The sequence below is a fragment of the Plantibacter flavus genome, from assembly GCF_051487245.1.
GTDB lineage: Bacteria > Actinomycetota > Actinomycetes > Actinomycetales > Microbacteriaceae > Plantibacter > Plantibacter flavus_B.
The window spans coordinates 106,539-122,843 of the sequence record NZ_JAHVDH010000002.1 but is presented as its reverse complement, the minus strand read 5'-3'; the positions used below and the strand labels follow the sequence as shown (position 1 = coordinate 122,843).

The following is a 16,305-nucleotide window of genomic DNA, read 5'->3' as shown; positions in this document are numbered from 1 at the left end:
CTTCGCTGCCTGATGGACTACTTCGCTGCGGCGAGTTCCTCGGCCACCAGGAAGGCCAGCTCGAGGGACTGCATGTGGTTCAGTCGCGGGTCGCACAGGGACTCGTAGCGGGTCGCGAGGGTCGCCTCGTCGATCTGCTCCGAACCACCGAGGCACTCGGTGACGTCGTCGCCGGTGAGCTCGACGTGGATACCACCCGGGTGCGTCCCCGCCGCGCGGTGCGCCTCGAAGAAGCCCTTGACCTCGTCCACGACGTCGTCGAAGCGACGCGTCTTGTAGCCCGTCGGCGTGGTGAGCCCGTTGCCGTGCATCGGGTCGGTGACCCAGAGCGGCGTGGCGTCGGCACCCTTGATCGCCTCGAGCAGCGGAGGCAGGGCGTCGCGGATCTTGCCAGCACCCATTCGGGTGATGAACGTCAGGCGACCGGGCTCGCGCTCGGGGTCGAGCTTGTCGATCAGGCGCAGCATGTCGTCTGCAGAGGTGGTCGGGCCGAGCTTCACACCGATCGGGTTGCGGACCCGCGAGAGGAAGTCGACGTGCGCACCGTCGAGATCGCGTGTGCGCTCACCGATCCACACGAAGTGCGCCGACGTGTTGTACGGCGTGCCCGTGCGGGAGTCGATGCGCGTCATCGGACGTTCGTAGTCCATGAGGAGTGCTTCGTGGCTCGAGTAGAACTCGACGCCGCGCAGCTGATCGAAGTCGGCGCCCGCAGCCTCCATGAACTTGATGGCGCGGTCGATGTCGCGGGCGAGCCCCTCGTAGCGGTGGTTCGCGGGGTTGGCTGCGAACCCCTTGTTCCAGCTGTGCACCTCGCGCAGGTCGGCGAAGCCACCCTGCGTGAACGCACGGATGAGGTTCAGCGTCGAAGCGGAGGTGTGGTACCCCTTCACCAGCCGAGCTGGGTCGGCGGCGCGTGACTCCGGCGTGAAGTCGTAGCCGTTGACGATGTCGCCACGGTACGCGGGAAGGGTGATGTCGCCGCGCGTCTCGGAGTCGTTCGACCGAGGCTTCGCGAACTGACCCGCCATGCGGCCCATCTTCACGACCGGCATCGAGGCGCCGTAGGTGAGCACGACGGCCATCTGCAGGACGGTCTTCACACGGTTGCGGATCTGCTCGGCGGTCGCACCGGCGAAGGTCTCGGCGCAGTCGCCGCCCTGCAGCAGGAACGCGTTGCCGCTCGCCGCTCGGGCGAGTCGATCGCGCAGGATGTCCACTTCACCGGCGAACACGAGGGGCGGGAGCGTGGCCAGTTCTGCCGATGCGCGCTCGACCGCGGCCTGATCGGGCCACGACGGCTGCTGCTTGATCGGCAGTTCACGCCAATAGTCCAGTCCGGCGATCACCGAGGGTTCGGCCATGACGACTGGTTCTGTTGCGTGGGACACGGATTTCCTGTTTCTCTCTGACCGGCGACGCGCTCCGGAGCGCGTGCTCGGAGGGGATGGACCGCGAACGCGGCCCGGTTTGTCAGCTTAGCGCCACGGCGTGGCCACTCGCTCCTTGACGCTGGTGGCGTACACGTCGCGATACTCCTGACCCGACAGACGTCGGAGTTCGACCATGAGTTCGTCGGTGACGCTCCGCAGGATGAAGCGGTCGCCCTCCATGCCCTCGAAGCGTGAGAAGTCGAGCGGCTTGCCGATGACGATGCCGATGCGGCGGATCCGGGGCAGCTTCGTGCCGATCGGCATGACCTTCTCGGTGTCGATCATCGCGATGGGCACGATCGGCACGCCGGCCTCGAGGACCATGCGCGCCACGCCCGTCCGACCGCGGTACATCTTGGCGTCCGGGCTGCGGGTACCCTCCGGGTAGATCCCGAGGAGGTTGCCGCCCCCGAGCACCGCCAGTCCGGTGTTGAGCGAGGCCTCGGAGGCCTTGCCACCCGACCGGTCGATCGGGAGCTGACCGGTGCCGAGCATGAAGGTCTTCGTGGCCCACCCGCCGAATCCCTTGCCGCGGAAGTACTCGCTCTTGGCGAGGAAGGAGATCCTGCGGTCGACGCAGAGCGGCAGGATCACGGAGTCGATGAACGACAGGTGGTTGCTCGCGATGATCGCGCCGCCGTGCTCGGGGATGTTCTCAGCACCGATCACCCAGGGACGGAAGATCGTCTTCAGGATGGGACCCGCCACCAGGTACTTCATGAACCAGTAGAACATGTGCTGCTCCGTCTTCCCGTCGGCTGGTGCCGGCGAACAGGGATGTGCTGCTAGCCGGCGATGGTGGCCCGTCTGGCGAGGTCGCCAGCTCCGATCACGCCGGCGTCGTTGACGAGCTCCGCGATACTGAAGGACGGCTCCGGGTGGAACCCTCGGGCAGGCAGATGCGAGAGGAAGGCCTCACGCACCGGGTCGAGCAGGAGGTCGCCGGCCTGAGCGACTCCCCCGCCGATGACGAAGACGGTGGGGTCGAGGATCGCCGAGAAACTCGCGAGCGCCTCACCGAGGTGGTTGCCGAGACCCGTCAGGCAACGGAGTGCCCCGGGATCGCCGGCTTCAAGCAGTGCCGACACGTGGTGGCCGTTCAGCACGCCACCGGCGGCCTCCCTGGCACGGGCCAGCGCCGCGCCGTCGCCGCCGGCGTCCGCGGCCTCGTTCGCGAGCCGGAGCAGGGCGCTGCCCGAGCAGTACTGCTCGACGCAGCCGCGCGCGCCGCACCCGCAGGGCAGTCCGTCAGGGATGAGACGCATGTGTCCGAGCTCGGCGCCCGTGCCGAAACCGCCCGTTAGGAGGCGGTCGTCGAGGACGATCGCTCCGCCGACCCCGGTACCGATCGTGACCATCACCATGCTGCGCTCGGCGCGGCCGGCACCGTAGCGGAACTCCGCCCACCCCGCCGCGTTCGCGTCGTTCTCGATGACGACGGCCTTGTCGGGGAGCCGCTCGGCCAGGCGGTCGCGCAGCGGCTCGTTGCGCCAGGCGATGTTGGGCGAGTAGTACACCGTCGAGCGGTCGGCGTCGAAGAAACCGGGTGCCGCGACGCCGACGGAGGAGATGTCACCCGTGTCGAGTTCGCGCACCATGCCCACGACGGCTTCGATGATCGCGTCGGGGTCGCTGGCCGGCGTGGGCGTCCGCGCTGCAGCGAGGATCCGACCGTCGTCGTCGACGACACCGCCTGCGATCTTCGTTCCGCCGATGTCGATCCCGATCGCATTGCCCATAACGGTGCTGCCTCCTCTACTGGTGGTGCTGTTCGGGCGGGCGAGGTCGACCTGGAGGTCGGCTACCGTTGCGCGCGCCGCAGTCGAGTCTACTGAGCGTCTGCGCGCCACAGAAACCGCGCAACGACGCGTGACATAGGATGGTCGGACATCTTGCCGACCCTGGTACCGAAGGAGTTGCCGTGGAACAGTTCGACGTCCCCGCAGTCGTCGCAGCAGACCCGTCCGCCAATGCGACCGATCTGCTCATGGGGCGCCTCGCGGCGGCCCCGAACGCCCCGTTGTTCGCCGTTCCGCGCGGCTCCGAGTGGGTGGATGTGACCACGGCCGAGTTCCATGCCCAGGTCGTGGCCCTCGCGAAGGGCCTGGTCGCTGCCGGCATCGAGCCCGGCGACAAGATCGGGCTCATGTGCAAGACCCGCTACGAGTGGACGCTGATCGACTTCGCCGTCTGGTTCACAGGAGCCCTCCTGGTCCCGATCTACGAGACGTCATCCCCCAGCCAGGTGCAGTGGATCCTCAGCGATTCCGGTGCGACGAGCGTCATCGTCGAGACACCGGACCAGTTCGCCCGCTTCGACGAGGTGCACGGCGACCTCCCCGCGGTCGGTCGAGTGTGGCAGATCGACCTCGGCGACCTCGAGAAGCTCTCGGCCTCCGGTGGCGACGTGCCCGATGCCGAGATCGAACGCCGCCGCAACCTCGCGGTGGGCTCCGACATGGCGACGCTCATCTACACCTCCGGGTCCACCGGGCGTCCGAAGGGGTGTGTGCTCACCCACTCCAACTTCGTCGAGCTGTCCCGGAACTCGGCGGTCGCGCTCAAGGAGGTCGTGTCGATGCCGGGCGCCTCGACGCTCCTGTTCATCACCACGGCGCACATCTTCGCCCGCTTCATCGCGGTGCTCTGCGTGCACTCCGGCGTGAAGACGGGCCACCAGCCCGACACCAAGCAGCTCCTCCCCTCGCTCGGCACCTTCAAGCCGACCTTCCTGCTCGCCGTCCCGCGGGTGTTCGAGAAGGTCTACAACTCTTCAGAGCAGAAGGCAGAGGCAGGGGGCAAGGGCAAGATCTTCCGCGCCGCCGCGGAGACGGGGATCGCGTACTCGAAGGCGTTGGAGGCCGGTTCGGTTCCGCTCGGCCTCAAGCTCAAGTTCAAGGTCCTCGACCGCCTCGTGCTCTCGAAGATCCGCACCGCGATGGGCGGCCGCGTGCGGTACGCGGTCTCCGGTTCCGCACCGCTCGGGCCGCGCCTCGGGCATTTCTTCCACGCGCTCGGCATCGTGATCCTCGAGGGCTACGGCCTCACCGAGACCACGGCGCCTGCGACCGTGAACCTCGCTCAGAAGTCCAAGATCGGCACCGTCGGGCCTGCACTCCCGGGCGTCTCGCTCCGGATCGCCGACGACGGCGAGGTCGAGGTGCGCGGGATCAACGTGTTCAAGGAGTACTGGAAGAACCCGGAGGCGACCGCGGACGCCTTCGACGACGGATGGTTCCGCACCGGTGACATCGGCTCCTTCGACAACGACGGCTTCCTCACCATCACGGGCCGGAAGAAGGAGATCATCGTCACAGCCGGTGGCAAGAACGTCGCCCCCGCGGCACTCGAAGACCCGATCCGCGCGACACCCGTCGTCGGCCAGGTCGTCGTCGTCGGCGACCAGAAGCCGTTCATCAGCGCGCTCATCACGCTGGATACGGAGATGCTGCCCACCTGGCTCGCGAACAACGGCGAGGACGGCACGCTGACCGCAGCTCAGGCGGCTCGCAATCCCGCCGTGCTCGCAGCGGTGCAGCGTGCGATCGACGAGGCCAACACGAAGGTGTCCCGCGCCGAGTCGATCCGCAAGTTCGTCATCCTCGACGAGGAGCTCACCGAGGCGAGTGGCCACCTGACGCCGAAGCTCAGCATCAAGCGCAACGTGATCCTCAAGGACTTCGCGGAGACGATCGACAGCATGTACGTCGGTGCTGGCTCCCCCGAGACGCAGGGCATGTCGCTGCAGTGACCCCTCGGCGGGTTCGGTGACGATCCGCGTCACCGGACCCGCCGAGTGCGGTTCTCAGAACCAGTCGCTCTCGCGGACCTGCTTCATGGCCTCGCGACGGTGCTCCTTCGACAAGCGGTCGAGGTAGAGCATGCCGTCGAGGTGGTCGGTCTCGTGCTGCAACGCCTGCGCGAGCAGCCCCTCGCCCTCGACGACGACCTCCTCGCCGTCGAGGTCGAGACCGACGGCCCTCGCGAACGGGTAGCGCGGCGTGGGGAACCAGAGTCCGGGCACCGACAGACACCCTTCGCCGATCTCCTCGAGTTCGCCACTGGTCTCGACCAGCCGCGGGTTGATGAGGTAACCGATGACGCCGTCGACGTTGTAACTGAACACGCGCACGCCGACGCCGATCTGCGTCGCGGCGACGCCGGCTCGGCCGGGGAGTTCAACGCTGTCGACCAGGTCACGGACGAGGCCCCGGATGTCGTCGTCGATGACGTCCACTTCGGCCGTCGGCGACTTCAGCACGGGATCGCCGAAGAGTCTGATGGTGCGTGTCGCCACGGGCGGGTCCTTCCAGGTCAGGCCTCGCGCACGGGCTCCCTCCTCGTCGCGGGCAGTCCCTCCAGCACGAGTGCGGCGAGCGTGCGGGCCGCATGGCGGGTGACGGGACTGAGGTCGCGGAACGAGACGGGGCCTCCGGCGGCGAGCCGGGGGTCATAGGGGATGCGGACGATGTGTCTGACACGCGAGGCGAAGTGCGTCTCGATCTCCCGGAGGTTCACGAGCTGAGTGCCCTGTGTCGCCGTGTTGAGCGCCACCACGGCGTTCCGCACGAGCTCCGGATACCCGTTCGACTCGAGCCAGGAGAGCGTCTCCGACGCCGATCTGGCTTCGTCGACGCTGCCACCCGTCACGACTACGATCGTATCCGCACGGCGCAGGGTCGCGCGCATCACCGAGTGGACGATGCCGGTCCCACAGTCGGTGAGCACGATCGAGTAGTGCTGGGCCGCCAGATCGGCGACGATGTCGTAGTCGTGGTCGTCGAACGCCTCCGAGCGGTGCGGGTCGGTGTCGGAGGCGATGACGTCGAGCCGCGTCGCATCGCGCGCGACCATCTCCGAGAAGTCGGTGAACCCGCCGAGGTGGTCGGCGCGCTCCACGACGTCCTTCGCCGTGTACCGCGCGGGCTTCGCGATCCGCTCGGCGAGCGTCCCCCGGTCGGGGTTCGCGTCGATCGCGATGACTCGGTCCTCCCTCGTGCTCGCAAGCGCCATGCCGAGCAGTGTCGTCACCGTGGTCTTCCCGACGCCGCCTTTGCGGGTGAGGACCGGGACGTACCGGGCGCCTCCGTCGAGCGCCTTCGCGATCCTGAGGTCGAGAGCGGTCTCCGCGCGAACCTCGCGGGAGTCCTGCAACCGCACCGTGCCTCCCGTCCAACGGTACAGACGGCTGCGCCAGAAGCCCTTCGGCGGGATCCGGAGGGACTTCGACCCAGCCAACAGGCGATCGGCCGTGAGCTCATCGGAACGCTCCGGGGTGCTGCCGTCGCGTCGCCGTCTGGCCCGCAGGCGGATCTCCCCCGTCGAGAGCGTCTCGTCGTCGACGAGCCCGGGCGGGGTCTCCCCCAAACCGCGCACGTCCGCCGCCGCCGGGGCGGAATCCACGTCCCCGTCGTCCGGAACGATCCGGATGGACCTGGTCGTACTCCGAGGTCCACCCGCGGCCCCGGGATCGACCGGCAACCGGTCGAGGGTGATGGCGAGTTCATCGGCCGGCGGTACCCGTCGCGCCGGCGGGGGCAGCTCGATCGCCGCCGTCACGAGCGGCACCGGAGTCGAGACCGACCCGGTGACGACCGCGCCGGTCTCCGGGTCGCGGAGGAGGGCGTGACGCCGGTCACGCGGCTGAGATGCTTCGGACATCGGTGCCCCCTGCTCGGTCGGGCCCGCGCTCGTGCGGTGCGGCGCGGCACTGCTCAGGGCACACAGCATACTCACGGGGCTGCGGGAGCGTAAGGGGACGGAAAAACCGGCCGGAGACCCCTCTGCGGGGTCTCCGGCCGGTTCAGGCCGGGTCAGACGGCGGTCGGAGCTCAGGCGTTCGGCTTCACGACGACCAGCAGGTCACCGGCCTCCACCTGCTGGGTGGCCGGGATCGCAAGTCGCTCGACGACACCGGAGACGGGCGTGGTGATCGCCGCCTCCATCTTCATCGCCTCGATCGACGCGACCGGCTGACCCGCCTCCACACGGTCGCCGACAGCGACCTTGACCGTCACGACACCGGAGAACGGTGCGGCGACGTGCCCGGGCACCGAGGCGTCGGCCTTCTCGGCCGCCTTCGAGTCGACCTCGATGCTGCGATCACGGACGAACACGGGACGGAGCTGACCGTTGAGCGTGGCCATGACCGTTCGCATGCCCTTCTCGTCTGCGGCACCGATCGCCTCGAGGCCGACGAACAGGCGGACGCCCTTGTCGATCTCGACGACGTGCTCGACCCCCGGCTCGAGACCGTACAGGTAGTCGGCCGTGTCGACGACGGAGAGGTCGCCGTACAGCTCGCGCTGCTGTTCGAACTGTTTCGTTGGCGCCGGGAAGAGCAGCCGGTTGAGCGTCGCGCGACGCTCGGCCGACTCGCCGTCGAGCGCTGCCTGGTCCTCCGCCGAGATCGGCGTGACACCGATGTCGACCGAGCGTCCGGCGAGGACCTTCGAGCGGAACGGCTCGGGCCATCCACCGGGCAGCTCGCCGAGCTCGCCCGCCATGAAACCGACGACCGAATCCGGCACGTCGTACTTCTCGGGGTTCGCCTCGAAGTCGGCGGGGTCGGCCTTGACTGCTGCGAGGTGCAGTGCGAGGTCGCCGACGACCTTGCTCGAGGGGGTGACCTTCGGGACCCGTCCGAGGATGTTGTTCGCCGCGGCGTACATGTCCTCGATGAGCTCGAAGTGGTCGGCCAGGCCGAGGGCGATGGCCTGCTGACGCAGGTTCGAGAGCTGACCACCCGGGATCTCGTGCGTGTAGACACGACCGGTCGGGCCGGCGAGTCCGGACTCGAACGGACGGTAGATGGCCCGGACGGCCTCCCAGTACGGCTCGAGGTCGGAGATGCCCTTGAGGGAGATCCCGGTGTCGCGCTCGGTGTGGGCGAGGGCCGCGACGAGCGATGACGCCGACGGCTGGCTCGTGGTGCCCGCCATGGGGGCGCTTGCGACGTCGACCGCGTCGGCTCCGGCGTTGCTCGCGGCGAGCAGCGTGGCAAGTTGGCCACCCGGGGTGTCGTGCGTGTGCACGTGCACCGGGAGGTCGAAGCGCTCGCGGAATGCCGAGACGAGCTTCGCGGCGGCTGAGGGGCGCAGGAGACCGGCCATGTCCTTGATCGCGAGGACGTGGGCACCGGACTCGACGATCTTCTCGGCGAGTCGCAGGTAGTAGTCGAGGGTGTAGAGGTCCTCGGCCGGATTCAGGAGGTCACCCGTGTAGCAGACCGCGACCTCGGCGATCGTGGTGCCGGTCTCGAGGACCGCGTCGATCGCCGGCCGCATCTGCGAGACGTCGTTCAGGGCGTCGAAGATGCGGAAGATGTCGATACCGGTCGCAGCCGCCTCGTGCACGAACGCGCTCGTGACCTCGGTCGGATACGGCGTGTACCCGACCGTGTTGCGGCCGCGCAGCAGCATCTGGATCGCGATGTTCGGCATCGCCTGTCGCAGCGAGGCGAGGCGCTCCCACGGCTCCTCGCCGAGGAACCGGAGGGCGACGTCGTAGGTCGCGCCGCCCCAGGCCTCGACGGAGAGGAGCTCAGGTGTCAGGCGCGAGACGTACGGCGCGACCGCGAGCAGGTCCTTCGTGCGCACCCGCGTCGCGAGGAGCGACTGGTGGGCGTCGCGGAAGGTGGTCTCCGTGACCGCGAGGGCCTTCTGAGCGCGCAGCGCGTCGGCGAAGCCCTTCGGACCCAGCTCGAGCAGGCGCTGGCGCGAACCGGCCGGGGCCTCGGTCGAGATGTCGATCGACGGCAGCTTGGCGGCAGGGTCCGCGCCAGCCGGACGGGCACCGTTCGGCTGGTTGACCGTGACATCGGCGAGCCAGTTGACAACCTTCGTACCGCGGTCCTTCGAGACGTGGCCGCGGAGGAGCTGCGGGCGCTCGTCGATGAAGGAGGTGCTGAGATCGCCAGCGACGAAGGAGTCATCCTCCAGGACGGCCTGCAGGAACGGGATGTTGGTGGACACGCCACGGATGCGGAACTCGGCGAGTGCACGCTTGGCGCGCGTGACCGCCGCCTCGAAGGTGCGTCCGCGGCAGGTGAGCTTCGCGAGCATCGAGTCGAAGTGCGGGCTGATCTGGGCGCCGGAGGCCACCGTTCCGCCGTCCAGGCGGATGCCGCCTCCACCGGGCGAGCGGTAGGTGGTGATCTTGCCGGTGTCGGGGCGGAACCCGGCCGTCGGGTCTTCCGTGGTGATACGGCACTGGAGTGCGAAGCCACGCAGCTGCAGCGAGTCCTGAGTGAGACCGAGGTCGGTGAGCGACTCACCGGCGGCGATGCGCATCTGCGACTGGACGAGGTCGACGTCGGTGACCTCCTCGGTGACCGTGTGCTCCACCTGGATACGCGGGTTCATCTCGATGAAGACGTGCTGACCCTTGCGCTCACCGGCGGTGTCGAGGAGGAACTCCACCGTGCCGGCGTTGACGTAGCCGATCGACTTGGCGAACGCGATCGCGTCGCGGTACATGGCCTGACGGGTGTCCTCGTCGAGGTTCGGCGCCGGAGCGATCTCGACGACCTTCTGGTGCCGGCGCTGGACCGAGCAGTCGCGTTCGAAGAGGTGGATCGTCTCGCCGTCGGCACTCGCGAGGATCTGCACCTCGATGTGCCGGGGGCGGACGACCGCCTGCTCGAGGAACATCGTCGGGTCGCCGAACGCGCTGTCCGCCTCGCGCATGGCCGCCTCGAGTGCGCCGCGCAGTTCTTCAGCGGTGTCGACGCGACGCATGCCACGTCCGCCACCACCGGCGACGGCCTTGGCGAAGATCGGGAAACCGATCTCGGCAGCGCCAGCGAGGAGTTCCTCGATGTCGCGGCTGGCGGGCGTGGACTTCAGGACCGGAACGCCCGCCGCAATGGCGTGCTCCTTGGCCGTCACCTTGTTGCCGGCCATCTCGAGCACCGACGACGGCGGACCGATGAACGTGATGCCGGCAGCCCGGGCCGCCTCGGCGAGTTCGGGGTTCTCCGACAGGAAGCCGTATCCGGGGTAGATCGCATCGGCACCCGACTCCTTGGCGACACGGATGATCTCCGAGACGTCGAGGTATGCCCGCACCGGGTGGCCCTCGGTACCGATCTGGTAGGCCTCATCGGCCTTCAGCCGATGCATCGAATTGCGGTCCTCATACGGGAACACCGCAACCGTCTTCGCCCCCAGCTCGTACGCGGCACGGAACGCCCGAATGGCGATCTCTCCGCGATTGGCGACAAGAATCTTCCTGAACATGGAACCCTTCCCACAACAGCCAACTCAGCAAACGTTGAGATTACCTAGCCTAGTCAAGGTAACGTTGTGCCTTGTGCATGTACTCAGCGTTAGCTCCCTGAAGGGGGGCGTCGGAAAGACCACCGTCACCCTTGGCCTGGCTTCCGCCGCGTTCTCGAAGGACATCCGCACCCTGGTGGTCGATCTGGACCCCCAGTCCGACGTCTCGACCGGCATGGCCGTCGACGTCGCGGGCCACCTCACGGTGACCGACGTCCTCACCTCGCCGAAGAAGAAAATCGTCGAACAGGCGATCGTCGCGAGCGGTTGGACCAAGATCCACCCGGGCAAGATCGACGTCATGATCGGCAGCCCCTCCGCCATCAACTTCGACGGCCCGCACCCGAGCATCCGCGACATCTGGCGGCTCGAAGAGGCACTTGCGCACGTCGAGGAGGAGTACGACCTCGTCCTCATCGACAGCGCGCCATCACTGAACGCGCTCACCCGCACGGCCTGGGCCGCGAGCGACCGTGTCGCCGTGGTGACCGAGCCCGGTCTGTTCTCGGTCTCCGCCGCCGACCGTGCGCTGCGCGCCGTCGAGGAGATCCGTCGCGGCCTCAGCCCTCGCCTGCAGCCCCTCGGCATCATCGTGAACCGTGTGCGACCGCAGTCCATGGAGCACCAGTTCCGGATCAAGGAGCTCCGCGACATGTTCGGGCCGCTCATCCTCAACCCGCAGCTCCTCGAGCGCACGTCGCTCCAGCAGGCCCAGGGCGCGGCGAAGCCGGTGCACGTGTGGCCGGGCGACACCGCCCAGGAGATGGCCAAGAACTTCGACTCGCTGCTGGACCGTGTGCTGCGCACCGGCCGCGTGGGCGAGTACGCCGACGGAGCACCGCCGGAGCCGTCCGCGGTCGTGCCGAGCACGGTCTCCCCCGCCGCCATCGACGCTGCGTCGACCACCGAGGACTGACCGCCCCTTCGACAGGCTCAAGGACCGGACGACCAGACACGCTGCGTTTGGCACGAGTCGTTCGGCACGAGTCGTTCGGCACGCGGATGAGCAGAGGCTCAGCGTCCGATCAAGAAGCGTTCAGCGCCCGGACAGGCGCACGCTCAGCGACCGACAAGCAGGCTCGACGGCTCTACGCGCTGCGGGCGGAACGTCGAGCGGCGAGTTCGTCGAGCGGGTCGCTGGCTTGTGCATCGAACTCGATGAGCGTCGACTCGACCTCACGGAGGACCTTGCCGACGGCGATGCCGAAGACACCCTGACCGCGACTCACGAGGTCGATGACCTCGTCGTTGGAGGTGCAGAGGTAGACGCTCGCTCCATCGCTCATGAGCGTGGTCTGCGCGAGGTCGACGATGCCGGCCTCACGAAGCTGGTCGACGGCCGTACGGATCTGCTGGAGGGAGATCCCGGTGTCGAGCAGACGCTTGACGAGTTTCAGGACGAGGATGTCGCGGAAGCCGTAGAGGCGCTGCGTACCGGAACCTGACGCCCCGCGGACCGTCGGTTCGACCAGTCCGGTGCGAGCCCAGTAGTCGAGCTGGCGATAGCTGATGCCGGCGGCGCGAGCGGCGACGGCGCCACGGTAGCCCTGACCCTCTTCGAGTTCCGGCAGTCCGTCCGTGAACAGCAGCCCGAGGTCACCGTATCGTGACGCACTGTCGCGACTGAGTTCACTCATGTCTGCTTCTCCTCGATGTTCGATGCGGCAGCTGTGTCATCTCGACGGGAACGTCGTGACGACTCGGCCGCTCTCACCACGGTACCGATGCGGCCCGCTCAACACCGCGACATCCGCCCGAAGTGGGCGGCGTGTCGCGACGAGTGATCGAACCGTGACCTGACCGTGATGGACAGGCCCGATCGTGATGGATGAGGGCAGTCTACGCCCCACCACCGTCGTCAGGCGGATCGGTGTCGTTCGAGGGCCGATCGCACGAGGTTCGAGCGCACGCCTTCGAGCTGCGCGGCGATCTCCAAGGATCGGTCGGCCACTCGGGCACGGCCCGCGGCATCGTTCCGCTTGGCGACCGCGCTCAGGGCACTCTCGATGAGTCCGACCTCGCGCTCGACCGAGGCGCGGAAACCACGGAGGTGTCGCGGCTCGATACCGGAACGCTGGAGCTCGACGAGGATCCGCAGCAACGAGACGACGTCGTCGACGTAGCTGTCGGCAGGGATGATGAGCGACGCGCTCACGGCGTCGTTGAACAGCATCGGCGTCGCGCCGGCCTCACGGATGAGCTCGTTGCGCGAGAGGCGCCTCGCGCTCGGGTGGATGGACGGAGCGCCGCTCGACGGGCTCGTGCCCGGGAACACCGGCGACCGACCGGCGTCGACCTCGACGAGGTAGGTGCGGATGACCTTGAGCGGGAAGTAGTGGTCGCGCTGCATCGAGAGGATGAGGCGCAGCCGCTCGAGGTCGTCGCTCGAGAACTTGCGGTATCCCGACTTCGTGCGTGCCGGCGACACGAGACCCTGCTCCTCGAGGAAACGGAGCTTCGAGTTGCTCAGCTCGGGGAACTCCGGCGTCAGTCGTGCCAGCACCTGTCCGATGCTGAGCAGCGGAGCTCCGTCGCCTCGCGCCTGTGCGCCGGCGGCCGCCACTAGCTTCCCAGCTGGGAGGCGAGATCGATGCGGGACGCGTAGAAGGTGAGGCGGAACTTGCCGACCTGTACCTCTGCCCCATCTCGCAGGATCGCCTTGTCGATGCGGACGCCGTCGAAGTAGGTACCGTTCAGCGAGTTGAGGTCGCGGATCTCGAACGCCGTGCCGTGCCGATGGAACTCGGTGTGCCGGCGGGACACGGTGACGTCGTCGAGGAAGATGTCGGCCTCCGGGTGGCGCCCGACGGTCGTGACGTCGGCGTCGAGCAGGAAGCGGGCTCCGGCGTTCGGACCACGGCGGACGATGAGCAACGCGGACGACGACGGCAGTGCCGCGATTGCCTCGTGCTCCTCGGCCGTGACGTCGGAGTCGATGGCCGCGAGGGCCGCTCCGAGGTCTTCTCCGAAGGTGACGGTCGTGTCGACCTCGCGATCGCCCGAGCCGCTCGTCGGGGCGCCGTCATCGGCTCCCGGCGTGTACGCCCCGGTCGCGGGATTCTTCTCATCGTGCTCAGCCACCGTCGACCTCCTCTCCGTCAAGCGTATCCGATGTGGCGGTTCTGTCGAGCCGCCCAGTCGAGGGTGACGGACGGTTTTCAGCTTGAGTCCCATCCTCGTCGCGGGCCGCGCGCGCGATGTCGCGCGTCTGCCGGAGGTAGAGGAAACCCGCCCACCAGTACAGGACCGCGCCGACGATGGAGCAGACCCAGCCGAGCGGCGTCGCGATGACGCCGGCGGGAGGGAACGCCTGCCCCAGCATGAGCGCCGGCAGGCCGATGAACAGCAGAGCCGTCGCCCACTTCCCGACACGGATGACGGGCAGCACGGTCGCGCCCGAGCGGTGCAACACGACGGCGAGCCCGACGAGCAGCAGATCGCGAGCGAGGATGACGGCGAGCAACCACCACGGGATGAGTCCGCGCGCGGCGAGGCCGAGGAGCGCGGCGATGATGTACAACCGGTCGGCCGCCGGGTCGAGCTGACGTCCGAGCCTGGTGATCTGACCGAACCGCCGCGCGATCCACCCGTCGAGCAGGTCGGTGAATCCCGAGAAGGCCAGGGTCGCGAGCGCCCAGAGGTCGTGGCCCTGGATGACGAGGACGAGAAACACGGGCACGAGGAGGAGCCGGAAGGCGCTCAGCGCGTTGGGCACGGTGACGATGCGGTCCTCACCGGTCCGCCGCCCCCGTCGCCCCACCGCTCCAGCCACGGACCGAGTCTATCGAGGCACGCTCCACGGCGACCGGTGCTCCTCTACAGTCGAGGAATGGAGAGCAGGCAGAGCGTACGGGTGGACGCCTGGGTCTGGGCGGTCCGAATGACCAAGACGCGGTCAGCCGGGGCCTCGGCCTGCCGCGCCGGGCACGTCCGGGTCAACGGGGAACGCGCGAAGCCCGCGCAGCCCGTCCGGGTCGGCGACGAGGTGCGCCTCCGCGTCGCCGGGTTCGACCGCATCGTCGAAGTCCGTCGACTCATCGCCAAGCGGGTCGGCGCCGACGTCGCGGCCGAGTGCTTCATCGACCGCTCTCCCCCGCTCCCGACGCCCGAGGAGCGCCAGGTCGTCGGTGTGCGCGACCGCGGCGCCGGACGCCCGACGAAGCGCGAACGGCGCGACATCGAGCGGCTGCGCGGACACTGAGTCGAGGCCCTGGCGCACCGCACTCGCAGGGCAGGCCCATGGGTGGCGTTCAGCAAACGCTCAAGGCGCACCAAGGTGACTCGGGCATCCTGACACGATGTTCCGCCGCCACCCCGTGCTCAGCAGCCTCACCGTCGCGTACCTCGCGCTCGTGGGGTTCGTGACGCTCGCACCGCGGCCGTTCGACGGGTCGACGGAATCGTTCGTGTACCGCGTGCTCGGCGTGCTCGAGCGCTCGGACGCGACCTCATGGATCACCTACGACCGGCTGGAGTTCGGCGCGAACATCGCCATGTTCGTCCCGATCGGCGTCTTCTTCCTCCTGCTGCTCGGCCGCAGCCGATGGTGGCTCGCAGTCCTCTTCGCCGCCGCACTGACGGTCGGCATCGAGGCCGCACAGCTCATGATCCCGGGACGCGTGAGTGATCCTCGGGACCTCATCGCGAACTCGACGGGAGCCGTCGGCGGCGTCATCACGGGGCTCGTCCTCACCGCCGGCAGGGCTCGCCGGCTGCAGACGGCCAGCCACCGTCGACCAGCCCTGCAGCACTGACCGCCGATTCACAGCTGGCTGGGAGACGTTCCAAGACGACTTCAGTAGAGTGCCAGCGGGCCATCGGCCCGAAGGACCAGAGCTGGAGCGAACCCCCATGACCGGACCATCATCGTCTGCGGAGAACCTCGAGGAGCTGAAGCGACTCAAGGACGAGTTCACGCGATTCATGATGCTGTACAAGTTCGGGATCGACGAGATCACGACGAAGATCAACATCCTCAAAGAGGAGTTCAGCCAGATCCACGACTACAACCCGATCGAGCACATCAGCTCCCGGTTGAAGTCACCGGAGAGCATCATCGGCAAGATCGAACGCAAGCAGTACGGCCAGGACATCGACGACATCCGCGAGCACATCACCGACATCGCCGGCGTGCGCGTCACCTGCAGCTTCATCTCCGACACCTACAAGGTCTTCGAGCTGCTCACGAGCCAGCAGGACATCACCGTGGTCCGGGTGAAGGACTACATCAGGGAGCCCAAGCCGAACGGCTACCAGAGCCTCCACGTCATCGTCGAGGTGCCGGTCTTCATGTCGGACGGCGTCGTGCAGGTCCCCGTGGAGATCCAGTTCCGTACCATCGCCATGGATTTCTGGGCGAGCCTCGAGCACAAGATCTACTACAAATACGACAAGGCCGTCCCCGACACGCTCCTCGCCGAGCTGAAGCACGCTGCCGAGGCGGCCTCGCGTCTCGACGCGAAGATGGAGCACCTGCACACCGAGGTGCTCGCCCTCGACGCGGCGACACCCGCGCGCACGACCGCCGACGGACAGCCGCTGCCACCGTCGCTCGCGGACCGCGTGATGACGGAGCTCATCGACGGGCTCTGAGC

15 protein-coding genes are annotated in these 16,305 nt (G+C 68.1%); 5 read left to right on the top strand and 10 right to left on the bottom strand.

Translation table 11 applies throughout. The annotated features are described in order from the left end of the window. Positions 1-17: 17 nt before the first annotated feature. The 3 genes from KXS11_RS04415 to KXS11_RS04405 form a co-directional block, all read right to left on the bottom strand. Positions 18-1,364, bottom strand: coding sequence for a class II 3-deoxy-7-phosphoheptulonate synthase (locus KXS11_RS04415; RefSeq protein WP_437384861.1), 1,347 nt, complete (start codon positions 1,362-1,364; stop codon positions 18-20). Positions 1,365-1,478: 114 nt separating this feature from the next. Next, complete coding sequence (locus KXS11_RS04410) at positions 1,479-2,168, bottom strand: lysophospholipid acyltransferase family protein (protein WP_437384246.1); 690 nt, start codon at positions 2,166-2,168, stop codon at positions 1,479-1,481. Positions 2,169-2,218: 50 nt separating this feature from the next. After that, entirely contained in the window at positions 2,219-3,172 is a 954-nt protein-coding gene (locus KXS11_RS04405) for an ROK family glucokinase (protein WP_437384245.1), read from the bottom strand. A gap of 182 nt (positions 3,173-3,354) precedes the next feature. On the opposite strand from KXS11_RS04405, the gene KXS11_RS04400 reads away from it, so the two are divergent. Beyond that, positions 3,355-5,184, top strand: a complete 1,830-nt coding sequence (locus KXS11_RS04400) for an AMP-dependent synthetase/ligase (protein ID WP_437384244.1) — start codon at positions 3,355-3,357, stop codon at positions 5,182-5,184. A 54-nt stretch (positions 5,185-5,238) separates the two neighbouring features. Here KXS11_RS04400 and KXS11_RS04395 read toward each other — a convergent pair whose 3' ends face one another. From KXS11_RS04395 to KXS11_RS04385, 3 genes are all read right to left on the bottom strand, one after another. Next, positions 5,239-5,730: a peptide deformylase gene (locus KXS11_RS04395; RefSeq protein WP_437384243.1), complete on the bottom strand. Its 492-nt coding sequence runs from the start codon at positions 5,728-5,730 to the stop codon at positions 5,239-5,241. 17 nt (positions 5,731-5,747) lie between these two features. After that, the gene (locus KXS11_RS04390; protein ID WP_437384242.1) at positions 5,748-7,094 is read right to left on the bottom strand and encodes a MinD/ParA family ATP-binding protein; all 1,347 of its coding nucleotides are present in this window, start codon (positions 7,092-7,094) and stop codon (positions 5,748-5,750) included. A 170-nt stretch (positions 7,095-7,264) separates the two neighbouring features. Then, positions 7,265-10,672, bottom strand: coding sequence for a pyruvate carboxylase (locus tag KXS11_RS04385; RefSeq protein WP_437384241.1), 3,408 nt, complete (start codon positions 10,670-10,672; stop codon positions 7,265-7,267). Positions 10,673-10,745: 73 nt separating this feature from the next. Here KXS11_RS04385 and KXS11_RS04380 point away from each other — a divergent pair, with 73 nt between their 5' ends. Next, positions 10,746-11,627: a ParA family protein gene (locus KXS11_RS04380; RefSeq protein ID WP_437384240.1), complete on the top strand. Its 882-nt coding sequence runs from the start codon at positions 10,746-10,748 to the stop codon at positions 11,625-11,627. 172 nt (positions 11,628-11,799) lie between these two features. On the opposite strand, the gene KXS11_RS04375 is transcribed toward KXS11_RS04380, so the two are convergent. The 4 genes from KXS11_RS04375 to KXS11_RS04360 form a co-directional block, all read right to left on the bottom strand. Continuing rightward, positions 11,800-12,348, bottom strand: a complete 549-nt coding sequence (locus KXS11_RS04375; protein ID WP_437384239.1) for a MerR family transcriptional regulator — start codon at positions 12,346-12,348, stop codon at positions 11,800-11,802. Positions 12,349-12,569: 221 nt separating this feature from the next. Next, positions 12,570-13,274 carry a transcriptional regulator FtsR gene (gene ftsR, locus KXS11_RS04370; RefSeq protein WP_437384238.1) on the bottom strand — a complete coding sequence of 235 codons (705 nt, stop codon included), beginning with the start codon at positions 13,272-13,274 and terminating at the stop codon, positions 12,570-12,572. Then, a complete protein-coding gene (locus tag KXS11_RS04365) occupies positions 13,274-13,792 on the bottom strand; it encodes an FHA domain-containing protein (protein WP_437384237.1) in 519 nt (172 codons plus the stop codon). The genes ftsR and KXS11_RS04365 overlap by 1 nt, the downstream gene beginning before the upstream one ends. After that, positions 13,785-14,483 carry a CDP-alcohol phosphatidyltransferase family protein gene (locus KXS11_RS04360; protein WP_437384236.1) on the bottom strand — a complete coding sequence of 233 codons (699 nt, stop codon included), beginning with the start codon at positions 14,481-14,483 and terminating at the stop codon, positions 13,785-13,787. Before KXS11_RS04360 ends, KXS11_RS04365 begins: the two co-directional genes overlap by 8 nt. Positions 14,484-14,540: 57 nt before the next feature. Here KXS11_RS04360 and KXS11_RS04355 point away from each other — a divergent pair, with 57 nt between their 5' ends. The 3 genes from KXS11_RS04355 (at position 14,541) to KXS11_RS04345 (ending at position 16,303) form a co-directional block, all read left to right on the top strand. Continuing rightward, a complete protein-coding gene (locus tag KXS11_RS04355) occupies positions 14,541-14,912 on the top strand; it encodes an RNA-binding S4 domain-containing protein (protein WP_437384235.1) in 372 nt (123 codons plus the stop codon). Between the two features lie 97 nt (positions 14,913-15,009). Then, the gene (locus KXS11_RS04350) at positions 15,010-15,465 is read left to right on the top strand and encodes a VanZ family protein (protein WP_437384234.1); all 456 of its coding nucleotides are present in this window, start codon (positions 15,010-15,012) and stop codon (positions 15,463-15,465) included. Positions 15,466-15,562: 97 nt separating this feature from the next. Then, positions 15,563-16,303 carry a GTP pyrophosphokinase gene (locus tag KXS11_RS04345; protein ID WP_437384233.1) on the top strand — a complete coding sequence of 247 codons (741 nt, stop codon included), beginning with the start codon at positions 15,563-15,565 and terminating at the stop codon, positions 16,301-16,303. Positions 16,304-16,305: the final 2 nt, after the last annotated feature.

What these genes read in the sequence shown, in the direction of transcription:
- KXS11_RS04415 (WP_437384861.1), bottom strand. Translation starts at nt 1,364, where the DNA reads ATGGCCGAACCCTCGGTGATCGCCGGACTGGACTATTGGCGTGAACTG.
- KXS11_RS04410 (WP_437384246.1), bottom strand. Translation starts at nt 2,168, where the DNA reads ATGTTCTACTGGTTCATGAAGTACCTGGTGGCGGGTCCCATCCTGAAG.
- KXS11_RS04405 (WP_437384245.1), bottom strand. Translation starts at nt 3,172, where the DNA reads ATGGGCAATGCGATCGGGATCGACATCGGCGGAACGAAGATCGCAGGC.
- KXS11_RS04390 (WP_437384242.1), bottom strand. Translation starts at nt 7,094, where the DNA reads ATGTCCGAAGCATCTCAGCCGCGTGACCGGCGTCACGCCCTCCTCCGC.
- KXS11_RS04385 (WP_437384241.1), bottom strand. Translation starts at nt 10,672, where the DNA reads ATGTTCAGGAAGATTCTTGTCGCCAATCGCGGAGAGATCGCCATTCGG.
- KXS11_RS04375 (WP_437384239.1), bottom strand. Translation starts at nt 12,348, where the DNA reads ATGAGTGAACTCAGTCGCGACAGTGCGTCACGATACGGTGACCTCGGG.
- KXS11_RS04355 (WP_437384235.1), top strand. Translation starts at nt 14,541, where the DNA reads ATGGAGAGCAGGCAGAGCGTACGGGTGGACGCCTGGGTCTGGGCGGTC.
- KXS11_RS04350 (WP_437384234.1), top strand. Translation starts at nt 15,010, where the DNA reads ATGTTCCGCCGCCACCCCGTGCTCAGCAGCCTCACCGTCGCGTACCTC.
- KXS11_RS04345 (WP_437384233.1), top strand. Translation starts at nt 15,563, where the DNA reads ATGACCGGACCATCATCGTCTGCGGAGAACCTCGAGGAGCTGAAGCGA.